Origin of the sequence: Hoylesella enoeca JCM 12259 (genome assembly GCF_000613405.1) — a bacterium.
Lineage (GTDB): Bacteria > Bacteroidota > Bacteroidia > Bacteroidales > Bacteroidaceae > Prevotella > Prevotella enoeca.
Genome location: NZ_BAIX01000001.1, coordinates 138706 through 157428 on the forward strand (window position 1 = coordinate 138706; position 18723 = coordinate 157428).

At 48.0% G+C, this 18723-nt stretch carries 6 protein-coding genes and 4 pseudogenes; 2 read left to right on the plus strand and 8 right to left on the minus strand.

The window, feature by feature from the left end:
- Positions 1 to 24: 24 nt before the first annotated feature.
- From JCM12259_RS13010 to JCM12259_RS00620, 3 genes and pseudogenes are all read right to left on the minus strand, one after another.
- Positions 25 to 1844 (minus strand): annotated as a pseudogene (locus JCM12259_RS13010) (glycoside hydrolase family 13 protein).
- Positions 1845 to 1926: 82 nt separating this feature from the next.
- Positions 1927 to 3851 (minus strand): annotated as a pseudogene (gene pulA / locus JCM12259_RS13015) (type I pullulanase).
- Between the two features lie 283 nt (positions 3852 to 4134).
- Positions 4135 to 6837, minus strand: coding sequence for a 4-alpha-glucanotransferase (locus tag JCM12259_RS00620; protein ID WP_025065016.1), 2703 nt, complete (start codon positions 6835 to 6837; stop codon positions 4135 to 4137).
- Positions 6838 to 7268: 431 nt separating this feature from the next.
- Between JCM12259_RS00620 and JCM12259_RS00625 the strand changes: the two genes are divergently transcribed.
- On the plus strand, positions 7269 to 8006 hold the full coding sequence (locus JCM12259_RS00625; RefSeq protein WP_025065017.1) for an acid phosphatase: 738 nt from the start codon (positions 7269 to 7271) through the stop codon (positions 8004 to 8006).
- An 88-nt stretch (positions 8007 to 8094) separates the two neighbouring features.
- A complete protein-coding gene (locus JCM12259_RS00630; RefSeq protein ID WP_172793022.1) occupies positions 8095 to 9006 on the plus strand; it encodes a transporter in 912 nt (303 codons plus the stop codon).
- Positions 9007 to 9068: 62 nt separating this feature from the next.
- Here JCM12259_RS00630 and JCM12259_RS13020 read toward each other — a convergent pair.
- The 5 genes and pseudogenes from JCM12259_RS13020 to JCM12259_RS00655 all read right to left on the minus strand — a co-directional run bounded on the left by JCM12259_RS13020 (position 9069) and on the right by JCM12259_RS00655 (position 18638).
- Positions 9069 to 12224 (minus strand): annotated as a pseudogene (locus JCM12259_RS13020) (glycoside hydrolase family 2 TIM barrel-domain containing protein).
- Between the two features lie 432 nt (positions 12225 to 12656).
- Positions 12657 to 15465, minus strand: a pseudogene (locus JCM12259_RS13025) (M16 family metallopeptidase).
- Between the two features lie 19 nt (positions 15466 to 15484).
- Positions 15485 to 16714, minus strand: a complete 1230-nt coding sequence (locus JCM12259_RS00645; RefSeq protein WP_025065019.1) for a DUF4876 domain-containing protein — start codon at positions 16712 to 16714, stop codon at positions 15485 to 15487.
- Positions 16715 to 16746: 32 nt separating this feature from the next.
- A complete protein-coding gene (locus JCM12259_RS00650; protein ID WP_148299525.1) occupies positions 16747 to 18270 on the minus strand; it encodes a DUF6850 family outer membrane beta-barrel protein in 1524 nt (507 codons plus the stop codon).
- A complete protein-coding gene (locus tag JCM12259_RS00655) occupies positions 18258 to 18638 on the minus strand; it encodes a hypothetical protein (RefSeq protein ID WP_025065021.1) in 381 nt (126 codons plus the stop codon). Before JCM12259_RS00655 ends, JCM12259_RS00650 begins: the two co-directional genes overlap by 13 nt.
- Positions 18639 to 18723 lie beyond the last annotated feature (85 nt).

Here is an 18723-nt window from a genome sequence, read left to right on the forward strand (position 1 = left end):
AAATATAAAACAATATGTCGGCCATCAATACGCTACAACCAACGTTTGGCGCGGCTGTAAACGGATGTCTCGGTCTAAGCGGATCGAGGTGCCGGTGAGAATATCTGTGCCTTCGGTGGCGGCTCCGATGACTTCTGCATAACGCCCCACAGGCATCACTGCAGCCTTATTTGTACCGTTGAGAATGGTCAGAACAGTACGCCCTTGATAACGACGTGCAATGACATAAACGCCCTCATAGGGAAGAAACTGCGTCTGTCGACCTCGCGAAATTACATCATTTCCCTTGCGCCAATGCAACAATCGGCTCAACCAAGAGAACATTTCGTTCTCCGCTTCGGTGCGACTGGCAGCGGTGAAAGCATTGCGCTTATCGCCCGGAAAGCCTCCGGGGAAGTCTTTACGCACGTTACCGTCGGTCACTTCTTTCGTTCCATTCATCAAGATTTCAGTCCCGTAATAGAGCTGGGGAATGCGATTCATCGTGAGCAAGAGCGCCAATGCCTGTTTCAAAGCAGGCACATTCTGTCCCGATCCGAGGAATCTGTCGGTGTCGTGGTTCTCTATAAAGGCCATCACCGATGATGGATCGGGATAGAGATAATCGTAAACCAGACTATTATAAACACGGTTATAGCCCTTCCACCAGCCGTCGGTCTCTTCGTATTTAGCTTGATTCAGCTTATCGAAAAAGCTGAAATCCATCACTGTTTTGAGGTAACTATTGATCGCGGATAACCGCGAATCCTTTTGCCAAGCAGCCGTATATGCAGGCTCGGTAACCCACGTTTCGCCTACGGTATTAAAGTTGGGATACTCCCAATCAATAGCTTTCATCCACTCAGACATTGCTTTTCGGTCGGCATAAGGATAGGTATCCATTCGTATTCCGTCGATTCCTGCGGTCTCGATCCACCATTTACTGTTCTGAATCAGGTATTTGATAACGTGCGGATTACGCTGGTTGAGGTCGGGCATTGTGGGTACAAACCAGCCGTCTACGGCCTCCTGTTTATCTATTTGGGATGCATACGGATCGAGTACAGGCGTCAGTTTGTAACTGGTTTGCGAGTATTTGCCGCCTTGCAAATACTCGGGCGAATTGAACCAATCCTTCGATGGAACATCAACAAGCCACGGATGGTCTTTCCCGCAATGGTTAAAGATCATATCCATCACCACTTTCAAGCCCCGTTGATGGGCTTCGTGAATGAGATTTCGATACTCTTCGTTGGTTCCGAAACGCGGATCTACCCGGTAATAGTCGGTCGTTGCATAGCCGTGATAGGTACTTTGCCCGTCGCGATCGGGTGAATTGTTTTCCAAAACAGGCGTAAACCACAGCGCCGTTACACCCAGTTCGTTGAAATAATCGAGGTGTTTGCGAATGCCTTCAAGGTCGCCTCCGTGTCGTAAACTGGGCTGATTGCGATCCACACGATAGGGCTTCAGCCCTTTGATAGGATCTTTCTGTTTGCCGCCTCGCGCAAAACGGTCAGGCATCAGCATATAAAGCACGTCGCATTGGTAAATCCGCGACGGTCTTCTCCGCTCATCTCGCGGGCCCGAAGTTCGTATTTCACTTGCCGTTTAGCACTTCCCGAAACAAAATTCAACGGTACAACGCCAGGCTTGGCAGCACTTACATCGAGGTAAACAAGCAGATAATCGGGGTTATCTAAACGCACAACGCTGTCTACTTTAACACTTTGGTTACCTGCCGTTACCGTGCAATTGCGAATATCTTTGCCGTAAACCATCAGCTGTAAAGACGCATCTTTCATTCCCGCAAACCAATAGGCGGGATCGATTCTATCGATATTTACAGCAGCCTTAGCCATCATATTCATTGCTATGAGGCAGAAAGAAAAAGCCATTTCATTATTTTAAGTTTATAAGTTCACAAGTTTATAAGTTAGGAAGGGGCTACATTCGATAGAGAATCAGCGCCGATTGCGGATCAACTTCTACTTTTCCACCTTCCATTTCGCCTAAACCGCGCTCGTCTATCACACCATCGCAGGCCACGACTGTGTACTGACCGGCCGGAATCTCGACCATCTTTGCATCCTTATTGGCATTCAGAATGACGATGATATCACGCCATTCATCGCCGCCGGCATTATCTTTTAGTCGGAAACCGACCACACATGGCTGCGTGGGTAAGAACTCTAAGTGACGCCGAACGAGGTCTGCATTGCCCAACCGAAAGGCCGGATGGTGCTTTCGAAGCTGTATCAGCGACTTGTAATAACGGAAAACCTGTGGGTATTTTGCCAAGTTTTGCCAATCGAGCCGGTTGATGCTGTCGGGCGAATTGAAGCTGTTGTGTACGCCTTTCTTATCCCGAAGCATCTCCTCTCCACACAAAATGAAGGGCACTCCTTGTGAAGTGAGCACGGCAGTCTGCGCTAACAGATCCAAGCGAATCAGTTCGTCGTCGGTGATTTGGGGCACACTTGCACGCAGCCTGTCCACAAGACACATATCGTCGTGACAACTTACGTACGCTATCATTTGTGTAGGCGATGTGGCCCAAGGTGCTTTTGTGTAGTTGACTTGCGCATAATCGACCTGCGGATGACGAATAACACCGACGATTCCGGCCTTGATACTTTCCTCTGAACCGGCTAAACCGGCCAGGAAAGCACCCTTGTGATCGTCCGAGAAAGGTCCTCTCAGGGCATCGCGAAGCTCATCTGAAAAGGCTGCGATGCCCGGAAGCTGACTGATATGTGCTTTGACGGCCAATTTTTCGATGGGAAGTGCACAGCCTCCGGCGCTCCATCCCTCGCCATATATAAATAAGGTAGGATCTATTTCACTGGCAGCGCGGCGCACGGCATTCATCGTTTCGATGTCGTGAATGCCCATCAGATCGAACCGAAAACCGTCGATGTGATACTCTTTGGCCCAAAAACGCACCGACTCTATCATAAAGCGGCGCATCATTTCACGCTCGCTGGCAGTCTCGTTGCCGCATCCCGACCCGTCAGAATAAGTGCCGTCGGTACGCTTGCGATAGTAGTAGTCGGGGTAAGTACGCTGAAAACCGCTGCCATCTATATCGAACGTGTGGTTATAAACCACGTCTAAGATAACGCGAATACCGGCTTTATGCAAAGCCTGCACCATCTGTTTGAACTCACGGATACGCACGGCGGGGTCGTAAGGATCAGTAGAATACGAGCCTTCGGGCACGTTATAGTTGAGCGGATCATAGCCCCAGTTGTATTGAGGAGTATCAAGTCTCGTTTCGTCAACCGATGCATAGTCGAACGAAGGAAGCAAATGAACGGCGTTAATGCCCAACTCCTTTAAATGATTGATGGCTTGTGGTTCGGTCAAAGCTAAGAATTTACCTTGTGTTTGATGCCCGACGTAGGCGAAATAGAGTAGTCGCGGTGGTGCATTTCATAAATAACGAGGTCGGCAGGCGACTTCAATACCGGTCGAACATCGTGTTCCCAGCCCACAGGATCGGTCGCTCCGAGCGGCAAAATAGCACCACGCTTACCGTTGACACCTACTGCACGGGCAAAGACTCCGGGTGTTTCACCTCGTCCGAAACTTGGAATCTCGAACGTATAAAAGCGATTTCGCCAGTCGCCTGGTACTGAAACTTCCCATCGATCAGCACCAGTCGATTTCATCTTAACGGTTTTCAACGGTGTGCCAGTGAGTCCATCGGCATACAATCTGACCACAATACGCTTGGCATTCGTGGGTGCGAAGAGTCTGAAAACAGTCTTTTTCTTACTGTATATCATCTCTTCAAAGGGCTGTCCGGCCGTCGTCTGGCCGATGATCAGCGATAAAAGACCCGTGACAAACATTTTTCTTATCAGCATCGTTATATCTGTTTAAATTCTCCGTTACCGTATATCCTCCGACGATTAACTGTTAAACGCACGATAATTAACTGTTAAACGCAAGGCGAAAAGCCGTTAAATGGCGTGCGAAAAGCATCTAATCGCAAGACGAAAGACCGTTAGTTGCAACGCTGTGGACGGATAAGCGATGAGAGATAAACGGTAAGAGAGGTGTCTCTTAACAGCGAGAGAACACGCCGACGCGCCCCGACAAGAAGTCAAAAGCAATGGCTCAACTCCTTAATTTCCGATGTCTTAACTCCTAATTACTTCTCCCACTCTGCTCCACCAACTCTGAGATGTTGTCGCGGAAATCGCGATCGGCAATAAGATCCTCAATGTTTACATGCATCCGATAGCGCCAATAGTGCTTCGGATTGGCCGGAATATTGATGCGTTCGGCATCAGGATCGGCAATGCGTAGCCGTTCGTCAATGGCCATCCAGTCTTGGATGCTGAAAATGCAAAGCATTGACGGAGAGGCGAGATGGTTTGAAAGGATGTCGCGTGCAAGCCAACCGGGCAGCGGTTGAGGTGCGGCACCCCCGCGATAGAGCATCGAATTATAGTAGACTTGCGTGCGCTCGCGGTCTTCTTGCCACCATTGGCGCAGCGTCGGGGTGTCGTGACTGCTGATGGTACATACACTTCGGTATGGGTTATGCGCCAAATTACCGAACCGAACACTTGAATCCTTGGGCATAGATTGCAATTCGAGGCTGAGAATGCGCAATTTATTCATCACCCACGACACGCAATCGGGCACCATTCCAAGGTCTTCGGCACACACCAACATACGTGTTGCCTCAACGAGTCGCGGTAGTTTCTTCATCGCTTCATAGTACCAGAACCGGTTGTTACGCCTATAATAATAGTCGTTATAAATGCGATTGAAGATTGTTTTATCACTGTCGTAAAGAGCTTCGTAAACAAAACTGAACTGAACGGATATGCGGGGATGGAACTTATCACGGTCCTTGCGGTCGCGAACGAACAGCACATCGCTGATGAGTGCATACAAACCGTCGCGAATCTGAATGTCCGTTGCCGACAACTTGCCCTCGAACGCAGCCTCGACTTTGCGTTGCGTGTCGTATTCCGGCCGTAAATCGTAGATATCATCGTGTGTATGAACGAGGTACTTTGCTTTTACTTCGGCAGCGTGCCGACCGAAAACGCGATCTAAAACCCAGTCGGCAATGAAAGGTTTGGTGAACTGTTGTTCCTGGAAATGCAGTCCGTAAGCCTCTATCTCATCACGAGTCATTCCCAACGAGGGTGAGAACTGACCCAGTAAACCGTGTACCGAGTCGATAGGTATCTCCCAGATGCGGAAAAATCCGAGTACATGGTCAATGCGATAAGCATCGAAATACTTGGCCATTGCTTTAAAACGGCGCACCCACCAGCGGCAGTTGTCTTTCAGCATAGCATCCCAATTGTAGGTAGGGAAGCCCCAGTTCTGTCCCATTACAGAGAAATCGTCAGGTGGGGCACCTGCTTGTCCGTTGCAATTAAAGTATTTCGGCTCCATCCAAACATCGCAACCGTAACGGCTCACACCAATAGGAATATCTCCTTTAAGGATTACTCCCTTGGCACGTGCATACTGGTGTACGGCCGACATCTGCTCACTGAGCACGTATTGAATGAAATAATAGAATGCCACTTCTTTGAAAACCTTGGTCGAAGCGGTTGTAAGCACCTTGCGATCGACCTCGTCCCAGCTGTTGTGTGCAGGCCATTTGTCAAACTCTGCGGTACCATACGCATCACGAAGGCTGCAATATCGGGCATAAGGAACCAGCCAACGACCGGACTCTTTGAGGAAAGTTTTGAAACCGGAAGACTTCAACACCTTCGCCTTTTCCTGTTCATAGACGGCACGCAAGTAGGCCGTCTTAGCTTCGTTAACACGTTCGTAGTCGATCTGCGGCAGCGAATTGAGTTCCGTTCTCAATGCCTCAAAATGCGTTCTTACGTTTTCGTCTTTGAGCGTAGGTAGCTGTGTGAGGTCGATATACTGCGGATGAATAGCGAAAATACTGATACAGCTATACGGATAAGAGTCTGTCCACGTGTGGGTAGTGGTGGTATCGTTGATGGGTAACACCTGAAGCACGCGCTGACGGGTAAGAGCTATAAAGTCGATCATCTTTTTCAGATCGCCGAAATCACCCACTCCGAAACTCGTTTTCGACCGAAGCGAGAATACGGGAACCATCGTTCCAGCCAGTTTAACATCGTACAGCGGGAAGAATGCTTGTGAAAGACTATACACCACGACATCACCTGCGCTCATCCGAGGTACTTCCGCCGTTCGATTCATTCCCGTTTCCCATAGCACATCAGCCTTATCAGTGGCGTTGAAAGCAATGAATTTGAATTCGATTTGATGACTTTCAAGTTCTGAAGCATCAAGATCTACCACCCACTCATTGTAATGGTGCTCGCACATCGGAATCATCCGCGCAGGATTCCACGCTCCGAGTGCCTCACCCGCACCCACAATCGCCAGACGATGAGATGTCCTGAGCTGTGGTGCCCGCACCGCCAGACGCAACGTTTTACCAAAACGAGTAACCTTGACATCGGTTTCTCGCCGATGATGAATACACTCCGTAAAAGCCGAACTATACAAATAGGTGTCCTCGGGAATATCGATCCAATGGTCGTAAACGACATAATGCGTGCCGTTGAGCGCAGAGAAATCGAGCCGATGAGCCTCTGTGATCCATTCGTGAGTTGTTTCTCCGTCAGCATTGAACACGGAGTAATAATAATCTAACCGCGGTTGTAGATCCACCTGTTTGATATTCATTCGGCAAGTCCAATGCAATCCGTCGGTCGTTACCATTCTATACGCGGTTGTTTCCGCCGTTTCGGCAGTCTCATCAGCCACGACATTGAGAACGAGTTGCTCTCCATAGGCTGTTTTATAGTCAATACTGAAATCTAAAATCATTGGTTTAAGTTAGTGAATGTGCTGTAAAGTTATACATTATTCATCAATATTTGTCACGCTCTCAACTCCTAATTACGGTCCAATTGCGTGCAAACGTTTGCACAACTAATGCATTAAGAAGTGAGCATAGCATGTGAAGCGTTCTTCGATTGCATTTCAAGTTGGAGAGCATCAGAATAAAAATAAGGTGTGACTTGTATCTTTTTGACTTTCAATCAAGTATAAGTCACACAACAACTAACCGTTAATCGGCGTGCAATTAACGCTTAAACGGCGTGCAATTAATTATTCTTTGATTCATGGCTAACTATTGGCCTGAAAATGAATGCGTAAGATTTGCTTGGTCATTACAAGAATTTCGGCTATCTTTGTGGCAGTAAAATGTACGAAACAAAGGTAAACTGAAAATTGAGAAGACAAATCATTTGATCATGAAAAAATTATTGCTGATACTGATTTCAACTGTTATTACGCTGGCGACAACGGCACAAAACAAGGAGCAGAGGCCTCGAATGACGGGATTTTTGGCGAAAGACGAACTGCCGCAAGGCACGGTTTATCTTCCGGCTCCACCCGACACGTCGAGTGTGGCATATCTGAACGACTTCCATCGGTATCAATGGGGCAAATCGATGCGCGGTACTGAGCGCGGTCGACAGGCTGTTTTCGATGCGTATGTACAGACGGATTCTATTCTGAAAGGCTTTTCCGAGGCTTTCGGAATGCTTGTAACAAGAGAGCAGACCCCCGTGACTTACGACTTGATCGAGCGTGTGGAAAATGACGGAAGTGCCGGAGTGCGCAGTGTAAAACGCAAGTATCAACGCACACGTCCATACGTGCAGTTCCACGAATCTACATCGGTGCCTTGGGATGAAGAGGAGTTACGCCGATCAGGATCATATCCTTCGGGGCACTCTGCACGCGGTTGGGCCATTGCATTGGTACTGAGTGAGCTGAATCCTGCGCATCAAACGGAGATTCTCAAACGAGGATTCGATTATGGGGAGAGTCGTGTTATTGCCGGGTTCCACTATCAGAGCGATGTTGATGTAGCCCGAATCGCAGCCTCGGCAGTGGTTGCCCGTCTCCACGCCTGTCCTGCTTTTATCAAGCAATTGGCGTTGGCGAAGAAAGAGTTAGAGAAATTTCAACATAGGAAGAAATGACAATGAAAATACAAAGGCAGCAAGATTGAAGACGGGAGATGCCGTGAATGTCATTCGATTCATTAAGAACTGGACGTTACCGATATCTATGTGTACCGGCATAACAGTCTACTTGCTGTTCGCTTTTGTGCCGGCACTCGACGGAATGGGAACTACACTCGCCCCGTTTTTCAATCGGATATTACCGTTGTTTATGTTTCTGATTCTCTTTGTTACGTTCTGCAAAGTAGACTTTCGGCGTCTCCGCCCCGTGAAATGGCACTTTTGGGTGGGTGTATCTCAGATTATTTTCGTCTTGACTACCATTGGATTGGCATTCGGTCTGCATCTTACGGGTAATGACTTGCTGCTGGCAGAAGCACTCTTAGCCAGCATTGCTTGCCCGTGTGCATCTGCCGCGGCTGTCGTTACACAAAAGTTGGGTGGCAATCTTGAAGAGATGACCACCTATACTTTCATTTCCAATTTTATCACTGCTGTGCTGATACCGTCTTGTTTCCCGTTGATTCATCAGTCGGCAGATGCGGGATTTATTGCTGCTTTTCTCAAAATACTTTATGAAGTGTGCATCGTGCTGCTTACCCCGATGCTTTTTGCCTATATTGTTAAGCACCGAATGACGCGTTTTCACAGATGGATCATCGGTGTGAAAGATCTTTCTTATTATTTATGGGGATGTCTTTTGATGATTGTGATGGGTACAACGGCGCGGAATATCGTGCACGCCGATACCACCATCAGCTTCCTTTTGGTCATCGCTTCAGGCAGTTTCGTTCTCTGTTTAATACAGTTCGGCGTGGGCCGTTACATCGGGAGTCACTTTTGTTCTACAACAAATGCCGGACAGGCATTGGGACAAAAGAATACAGCTTTTGCTATTTGGATTGCCAATGCCTATTTAAGTCCTCTCTCGTCAGTAGGTCCTGGCTGTTACATCTTATGGCAAAACCTTGTCAATGCCATTGAAATCAGGCGTTATCAATATCGAGTCGAAACGTGAAAGGATTGACAAAGGCATATAAAAAATGGACAATGGAGTTCTTCCCCATTGTCCGTTTTGTTTTAGTTGTTTATCGGTTGTAACCAGAATGTGAAGCCGCGGTCTTGGTAAGTGACTCGATAGGGAGGCAATGCTGTGGCTTTCGGGCTCCAGCTGTCGATACCGCCGACACCTGCTTGTATACCATCTATACAGAGTTCGGTATATTTTGACTTCGGAACCTGTGGCGAATGACGTTGTGCTTTCTCCAAACCGCCGTCGAGATCAGCGATGTTGTAGTGCAGCGCAGAGGCTGAAAAGGCATCTGTGGACACGATGTGAAGGCCCTGACCGTGGGCATCCGTTTGTTTCCACCAGCGTATATCGCTCTTGGTTCCGGTCTCCTGGGGACGGATGTAAGGGTAGAATTGCTCGTCGCAGTCTGTGAATAGATGCCGATACGTTGCGAGAGCTTGCGATCGGCATAGTTCTCGATAGGGCCGCGACCATAAAATTGGCTTTGCTCCATCGTATAAGGCAAGTCCATTACCATTCCGAAGCGGAACATATTGGGCACTTGGGCCGTTTTGTCTGTAATCATTTGCTCGTTGACAAGGATATTTCCGTCGGCAAAGATTTGATAAGAGAGCGTGAGTTCTGCCTTTACTGTCGGCATCGAATAGGTTACGATGACATTTGTCGAACGTGTTTTCCGTTCTTTCTTGACAGTCATTGAGGTGACGTTCATCGGCGGATTGTGCCACACCCGATACTTCTTGTTCAGTCTGGCACCCATATCATTGTCGGTCACTGCACGCCAGAAATTGGGACGTAAGGTACCGCCTGCGCCTAAGAAAGATTTTCCGCCTACCTGATAAGTGGTGAGAAGTCCTGTCTTTTGATTGAAACGGATGTCGATATCAGCATTTTTCAGCACGATTTCATCTGCTTTTCGGTCATCAATCACTTTGATATTTTTTTTCGATGCACTGTAAATCTTTCCTTTCGGAAGATATTTATAACCTCTAATTACAAACTGGTCGTAAGCCACAGTTTGGTCTTTTTCCATCAGAGGCTCGGCAGTTTTCAGCTTGAAATCGATATTGAGCAAGACCTCGTCAGCGTTCGTCACCGCGTCAAGATGATAAGGCAGTGTATATTCTGCCGTTTGTTGTGGTGCGATGTTCAGTCGATCGATTTCTCCCTGTTGAATGGTTCGACCGCCGGCAAGTAGTTTCCACACCAGTTTATAGTTGCTTAAATCACGGAAGAAATATTCATTGAATACCTTGATCTTACCTGTTTGCAAATCAATGGGTGTTGCCCATATATTCTGATGCACGTAAGCTACTTCATAAGCGTGCGGATTCAGTTGCCTGTCCGGGCCTATGATACCGTTGCAATTGAAGTTATTGTCACTGCCGTCATAATCATTATAGTCGCCGCCATAGGTGTAAATGGGCGTCCCGTTTTTATCTTTACCGTGCAAACCTTGGTCAACGAAGTCCCAAATAAAACCTCCTTGGTATTTCGGATATTTGCGCACGAGATTCCAATACTCCTTGAATCCGCCGCCGGAATTGCCCATCGTGTGGTTATATTCGCACTGGATGAGCGGCTTTTGATCTTCGGGAGCAGTACTCTTGGCATAAGTTTCACAGTCGGCTTGCGAGCGATACATCGGACAAAAGATGTCGGTGTTGGCTCCTTTCACTGCACGTTCCCAATGAATGGGACGTGATGGATCCGTATTTTTTATCCACTTGTAGGTCGAAGTGAAGTTAGGGCCGTCTACGGTTTCATTTCCCATTGACCAATAAATGATGCTTGGATGATTGAAGAATGATTTCACGTTGTGTTGATTGCGCTCCATAATCTGCTTGGCAAACTGCGGCTTCTTAGCTTCGGACGTATCTTCGTAACCGAATCCGTGGCTCTCTTGGTTGGCCTCAGCACAGACATAGAGCCCGTATTTATCGCAGAGGTCGTACCACTGCGGGTCATCGGGATAGTGGCAGGTACGCACGGCATTAATGTTGAGGCGTTTCATAATCTTGATATCTTCAATCATCCTATCCCGACTTACTACATATCCGCCGTCGGGATCCATCTCGTGTCGGTCGGCTCCTTTGATAAATACGGCCTTACCGTTGACTAACAACTGCGCATTTTTGATTTCTACCTTTCGGAATCCGACTTTCAACGGGATTACTTCAAGGAGTCTGAATGGTGTCATCTTTTGTGGGCGTTCTTCCTTTTTAGGTGTAGCAATTGTGAAAACGCGCGCCAATAATGTATATAAATAAGGTGTCTCGGCCGTCCACAGATGTGGATTTTCGACGTATAATGTCTTTCTCGTCTCTGTTCCAAATGCCTTTACCACGCTTTCTCCTTGTGAGTTTAACAGTTCATAGGAGATAAATGCAGGACATTCCGAATGTGTTTCGATTTCAAGTGAACCGTTCCGATATTGCGAATCGAGGTTGGGTGTGATACGAATATCTGTCATGTGCGTTTTGGGGTCGCGTGAATATAGGTAGCACGAACGACCAACACCGCTCAAACGCCAAAAGTCTTGGTCTTCGCAATATGACCCGTCGCACCACCGGAAGGTTTGAAAGGCGATGAGATTGCGCCCCGGATGCAAGTAAGGAGTGAGATCGAACTCGGCCGCAATCTTGCTGTCTTCGGCGTAACCGACAAATTTTCCGTTAACCCAGAGATAAATATTGGATGTCACTGAACCGAAATGCGCAATGATTTGGCGCCCTTTCCACGTTTCGGGCAACTGCACCCAGCGGCGGTAAGAGCCACGTGATTATCTTTGATCGGTACATTCGGCGGATCGTTTTTAAAATGTCCGCGCCACGCAAAACCCACATTGATGTAAACAGGATCGCCGAAACCGTGGAGTTCCCATACACCGGTACGGGCATCTTTCCCCATTGTGAATCGTCGAAGGTCGTTGTGTAAAAGTCTGTTGGCCGTTCATCGGCATTTGCCACCCATCTGAATTGCCAGTCGCCATTGAGTGAAAGGAAGTTGGCTGACGCTGTTCGATCGCCTGCCAACGCCTTTTCGAGTGATTCATAAGCAAAAAAATCCGTATGCATGGGGAACCGATTGATCGAATTGATTTGCAAATCATGCCATTCAGTAAATGTTGGTTTCCCATCCGTTACAGCTTTTGTGTGCAGCGAGAAAAACGTTGCCGCCACAAGAAAAAGAAATTTATTCATTGCAATTTAGATGGTTTAATCGTAGATTTTCGTCGCAAATATACAAAGAATCATCGTAATACGGGTGGAATTTCAATTACTGATTGCGCAAACAGCAACGTTTTTTAAGTGTTGAGTAACACTTAGATATGAAGAATGATTACCCCGTGACACCATGATGAATGCGGAATTCCCTCGTTGAAAATGATGAACCACAGACGTAGGAAACTCTCTTTCCACAGGGACTCAACGTTCTCACTCTCCAACTCCTTTCCATTCCTCTTGCAAGTAACCGTTAATCGAAAGGCGCCTAATGCTTAATCGCATAGCAATGAAGCGTTAGTTGCACGCCAACTAACGCTTCATGAGATACCCCCTCCGCCTCCTTTGAAAAGAAAGAGAGGGAACAAAGGAGGATGATCTATTCTCAACGCTCCATTTTCAAATGGAGTTTCACTCTGGCATCATCGTCACTTCAATTCGGCGGTGAGCATGGATCAATGTGCGGGCCATCTGTTTGATATCGGCGGGTGAGATACTTTTCACCAGCGACTCATAGCCTGTGTGGAAGTCGACACCTGTCTGAAGCTCATTATATAGTATGTAATACCAATACTCATTATTCACAATGTTCAGCGAATAGTTCTTCAACAAGAACGCTTTCACTTTGTTCAGACGGACCGGATCGGGACCTTCTGTGGCGAGATGAGCATCTGCCGATAGACAATCGGGATGAGATCGGCATATTTTTGGGGGTCTGTGCGGAACGAAATACGCACCATTGCCGTGGGATTGGCATCTTTTTCGAGTGCCGGTTTGACGGCAACACCATAGGTTCCACCCTTTTCTTCGCGTACGGAATCTGTGTAAGCAATGGTCAAGACACGCCCCAACATATCGAGGATCAGATCGTTTTTGGCCGTGAAAGGCACCGAGAAATTGTAGAAGATACTGACAAGCGCCGAGGGAGTCTCCATCTTTTTGCGGAAGAGTCGTGTCTCATCAGCGTTCCGGAAAGGCGGATGGGCGTTGACAACAGCCTTTTTCTGGCGTGTCGCAGGTAGTGAAGCGATATACTGGCAGAGCAAAGGACGCAGTGTTTGAAGGTCTACATTGCCCGTGAGAATCATTTTGAAGCCCGACGCATCACTGAAACATCCGCGATAAATCTGCATCATCCGATCATAAGAAGCATGTTTGAGCGACGACCGTTTGAGGGGTTGGACACGCGGGTTGTTGTCAAATAGGATCGTTCTCAACGAGTCGTTGTAGGCCACTTGGGATTGGCTTCGCGATTGGTAAGAAATGATCGCGTGCGGTTGATGAGACTTCGGAAAGCCGTTGAATCTTTTCGGGGTTGCGTGAAGTAGAGATATGTGAGTTCCATCATCGTTTTTAAATCTTTGACCGACGACGAACCTTGGATGCTTTGCATGTCGTCTTCGATCGAAGGATCCACACTGACAACCTTGGAAGCCAACATCTTGCGCAGTGTTGATGCTTTGAAACGGCCCACGCCAGCATCTTTGATCGCATTGACAGCCAGCAAGCAGTTGACCATATCGCTATCCGGATAAAGCGAATAGCCGCCTTCGCCGAAAAGACGCATCGTGATTTGATCTTTGTTATAGTCTGTTTGTTTGACGTAAACATCAATTCCGTTACTCAGTTTGAGCACTTTCACACCGTGCTTTCCATAGTTTCGCTCCGACAGAATACGGCCTGGCACGGGATGTTTGGTGATGAGTTCTTGTGTCACGGCAGTGTCTTGGTAAGGTGTGTAAGCACGAGCCTGCGCGTCGAGAACGTATTTTTCAAATTCCGAAGCTGTCGGAATGTGCAGTCCTTCTTTGTCAGGTGCAAAAACAGTAAGCACTTGATTGCGGTCGGAAATGAGCTGTTTGGCAGCTGCATTGACCTCAGCAAGCGTCACGTTGGAATCAAACTGCGCCGTGAGTTGCATGTTTTCGTCGGCCGAAAGTATTGGTTCCGATTCAAGAAAATGGCGCAATGCCGTCCGCACATAGTATCCGTTTTTGCGCGTATCACGCTCTTTGACTCGGCGCTCAGCCGCTTTGAGTCGGATGGCTTTGGCCCGTTGGAGTTCGGTTTGCGTGAAACCGTAACGTCGTGCACGCTCACTCTCAGCGATAACAGCATCGAACGAGCCACGAATATTCTCTTGTCGGCAGCCAAAAGACAGTGAAAAAGCGTCCTTTGTACGCGAAACGAGAAACTGTCCAACATGTGCTGTAGCACTCAAAACGGGTGGATCGGCATGGTGTTGCAACTCACTGAGTCGCTCGTTGAGCATCGATGCAACCAGACTTTCTATATAACCGTCGCGCTGATAACGCACCGTGGTTTTTTGATCATCATTGGTTGCAGCGCGTTTCATGTAAAGATGCGCTAAAATAATCGGTTGTTCGCGGTCTCGATCAACAGCAACGATCATCCGTTCATTGTCAGTCACAGGATAATACACGCGCTTCGCAGGACTCTTTGGCATCGGAATAGGTTCGAAAAGTTGCTTAATCTTAGCCTCGACACGGTTTATATCGATGTCGCCAACCACAATTATGGCCTGCAAATCAGGTCTATACCATTTCCGGTAATAGTCTCTCAAATCCTCATAAGGGAAATGATCGACGATGTCCATTGATCCGATGGGTAGGCAGTCGGCGTATTTCGTACCCTGATAGACGGTCGGCAACACGCGTTCCATCATTCTTTGGGCCGCTTTCCCAGCTCTTCTCGTGCGCCACTCTTCGTGAATCACGCCGCGTTCTTTATCGATTTCCTTGTCCGTTAACAGCAAATCATGACTCCAATCATGCAGAATGAGCAATGTGGAATCAAGAATTGCCTCGCATTTCACGGGTACTGCGGAAATATTATAGACCGTTTGGTCGACGCTGGTATACGCATTCAGATTGGTTCCGAACTTTACACCAATTGTCTCGCACCATGGAACGATGCCCAACCGACCATCTTTGCCGGGGTAATTCACCGTTCCATTGAAAGCCATATGCTCTAAGAAGTGGGCGAGTCCGCGTTGACGAGGTTCTTCCAAGATAGAACCCACGCGTTGGGCGATATAGAAATCGGCCATACCCGGATCTTTCCCGTTGTATCGAATATAGTAAGTCAGTCCGTTTTTGAGCTTACCAACACGGTATGTATTGTCTTGTTGCACGGTCTGTGCTGATGACACGACCGGCAACAAGACATAAAGTATCAAGCCGAAAAGGATTCTCTGCATCTCTGTTCGCTCTAATTCATTAGTTGGCTAAGCTCGGTTTACTACGCGGAACGAAGTCGTTGGTCGAGTTGTTGGTATCGACATATTTGCCGTTTTCCATCTTCCGAATCACTGATTTGCCGTAACGCGTCTTGTCGCTACGCTTTTCCGAGCAATAAGTCCAGCCTGCATCAAGGGCAGCTGAGATCACATTCCACTCGTATGTGCCTTGGATACCGAGGTTGACAGCATCCACTACCCATGAATTAGGTATCTTGTAAGCCTCTTCTTTCATTGTTTTCGAGGTGCCACCGAAAACAAATTGATAAGTTGCCGTATAGAAATTGTTCTTCAAAAAGTCTTCTTTCGATCCCTGCATCTTCACCAGTGCATAGGTTTTATTGCCTCCGTTATGGAGCACGAAGATTGATTTCGTATAGCAATACCATTTATCTAGGTTGGGTACCGACTGATTATCAACATCCGTAACGGTGTTGGTGCTCACGTCGTAAAACTCGAAATCAGCTTTACTCAGATCATAAGAGGTGGCACATTTTTCCTTATGATTGATGCCATTGAGGGCCAACAGCAAACTCTTTCCGGGTTGAACAGCCACCGATTTGCCATTGCCGGGAATCATATAGATGGCATCCACGCTCATGGCTTGCGACATGATATTGGGCGTGTAATCGCGTTTTGTTGCGCTGTTGAAGGCTGATTCCACGATCGCCAAGCTGTCGGCATAAAGCGTTTCACTCGTGTTGTTGGTTACTTTGATGTATTGATCACTGAAATATTGCTTACCTTCGGGTGTCAGATTACCTGTAAAGAAGATTTCGGAAATCACGAATCCCTCTTTTGCTGTATAGGTGTTGAGTGCCAACGAGACGTTGCCCGGCTGCGAACCACTCTCTTGCACGACCACGTTTTGCGTCTGCGCTTTCACATGACTAGTGGTTTGGGTGCCATCGACGGTGTAAGCGATGATGCCATCCACGGTGACGTTATACGTACCCACGGGCAAAACGGTGGTTGCCACATAGTTGTTTCCGTTCTTGGTAAAGGCTGTCACGACAAAAGTTTGGCTTGTCTGAACATTCGTAAACGTTGCCGTGGCGCGCTGCAAGGTGGCATCCGTCAGATTCAGAGGCATCTGCAAGGTCACCGATTGCTGTGCAACAGGATCTGTCTTGTCATCATCTTTACATGAAATGAGTGTTGTGAACACGGTCAGGAGCATCATGATGCTCATCAAAATTTTCTTATTCATTGTTCTTTTTTGATTGATTTGTTATACATATATTAATAGGTGAGTCCCACGGTGAGACCCAGTTGTTGTCCGTTATTCTGTACATTGCCGAACCATTGATTTCCGACAAGTTCGCAATAAAGCGTTAATTGGCGTGCGTTTAACATGTAATCGCAGCGCAACTTACCGTTAATTGTCGTGCGATTAGCCGTTAGTTGTCGATAGGTTTCATTCACTTGTCTGACAAACGGTGGTTTCATGTTGGCATAGGGCATTGTGATGGCCTTGTCGATGTTGGCAGAATAGCTGCCGCCCAACACGCATTCGAGGGCGAGGCGACGCGTAACGGGGAAGAGCCACTGCGTCTCTAACCGGCCGTAAAGCCGCCGGTCGTCCATCTGCCGTTGCGGATATGCATAACGTTCGCAACTGTTTCGATAACCCACAGAGGTTTGCACATACCAGCAGACACGATTTTGCTGCCCGTAAACAGCGTGCAGCGAGGCATCCGTCAACCGGTGTTTATACATTGTCAGATCAGCTAACACGGGGTATTCGCCACCCACTGCGTTGCCCGCCACATGTTCGTCGCCGCTTTTCCGCATGTGATCGAAGCAGCCGAAAATGGCCAAACGATGGGTGCCTTCGCGTTTCCAACCTGCCGTGAGATGTGCTCGTGCAACGTAAAGTGTGGTCAACGGCAGGGAGTTATATTCATCGGAGATGCGTTCATAATGATGTGTGGAAAATCTAAATGTACCGAACCAGCCTGCATCCGACGCAGGTTGGGCATCTAATTGCAGGCTGATGCCGCCACCTTCATAATATATGTTAGTGCGCGAAGCAGTGAAACGAGTATAATAAGAACCCAATCCTGTCATCTGATATTCGGTTGCTCCGCCGGCCTCTTGATAGAATGTGACGTCGTTGTTTTGCTTATAGATATTGCCTTCTACGGCCAACGCCCATCGCTGTTGCCCCCAATCGTGGGCTGCTCCGATGCGTAACGTGAGGTCGGAAACGATGCCGCGCATGCGTGGATCACGTTTACGATATTCCTGTTTGGCTCTGAACAGCAGTTCGCCGGCCGCTGTCCATCGACCGATCCGTGCTGCATAACCGCCGCCGAAACGGTAACGCTCACTGCGAGTGTTGCCTCCCACGGTATCGGCTAACACATAGGGGGCCAGCAAATCATAGTCGGTTGTGCTGTTCCAAGTGATGTCTCGCGTGCCGCCAGATGTGTATGAGGCGGCACCCCACACCGTGGCACGGTCTGAAAGACGGATATACGAATCGGCTTGGAGCATTCCCGACAGTGCGCCGGAGCCTTTTTGCATCACCACGGGCACTTTTTCGTGACGCCAATCGCCCTGAAAGAATAGGACAGAACGAGTCTTGCGGAAGGCCGTGCCATAAAGAGCGGGATTCGTCCAACCCTCGCTGCGCGTGCTGTTCCACATCACGGCACGCTCTGTTCGGGCCGAATCGAGTGTTGATGCACTCGTCTCTGCTGTTGGAGTGGGGATTACGAGCAGTGCGATTGCGTATCGGAAAAGTTTCATCAATCTATCCATATCACGTTCAACACCAAAGAATTGCCTTTCGTTTGAGCCATTTCGGCATAGTCGGTATAGGCTCTGAAACGCCGCGTATATACTGTTCGAGCTGCGTTTGTATATTTGATCAGCCCCTCAATACTCACGATATAAGCGCCGCGCAGCAACGAAAGATGCAACGTCTGACCATTGAAATCGGCCGAAGTGGTCACTTCTCGCGTATTGAGATTGGTCAAAACAGCCGTTGCTTGCACACGATCCACCGTGACAGTGTCGCCTGCATTCACCGTGACAGCAGCCTCTGCGAAATAGTCTTCATGCTCTTCGTGACAGGCACTGACGGCTATGATCACCGCAGCACATAATATATATATGAGTCTTCTCATTCTTTTCCTTTTCTATTTTCATGTTACTTGCACGCCAATAAAGCGTTAGTTGCACGCTGATTAAGCATGAGTTGCATTGTGATTA

Coding starts and splice junctions, on each gene's coding strand:
- JCM12259_RS00630 (WP_172793022.1), top strand. CDS start 8,095: ATGTGTACCGGCATAACAGTCTACTTGCTGTTCGCTTTTGTGCCGGCA.
- JCM12259_RS00645 (WP_025065019.1), bottom strand. CDS start 16,714: ATGAATAAGAAAATTTTGATGAGCATCATGATGCTCCTGACCGTGTTC.
- JCM12259_RS00655 (WP_025065021.1), bottom strand. CDS start 18,638: ATGAGAAGACTCATATATATATTATGTGCTGCGGTGATCATAGCCGTC.
- JCM12259_RS00625 (WP_025065017.1), top strand. CDS start 7,269: ATGAAAAAATTATTGCTGATACTGATTTCAACTGTTATTACGCTGGCG.
- JCM12259_RS00620 (WP_025065016.1), bottom strand. CDS start 6,837: ATGATTTTAGATTTCAGTATTGACTATAAAACAGCCTATGGAGAGCAA.
- JCM12259_RS00650 (WP_148299525.1), bottom strand. CDS start 18,270: ATGGATAGATTGATGAAACTTTTCCGATACGCAATCGCACTGCTCGTA.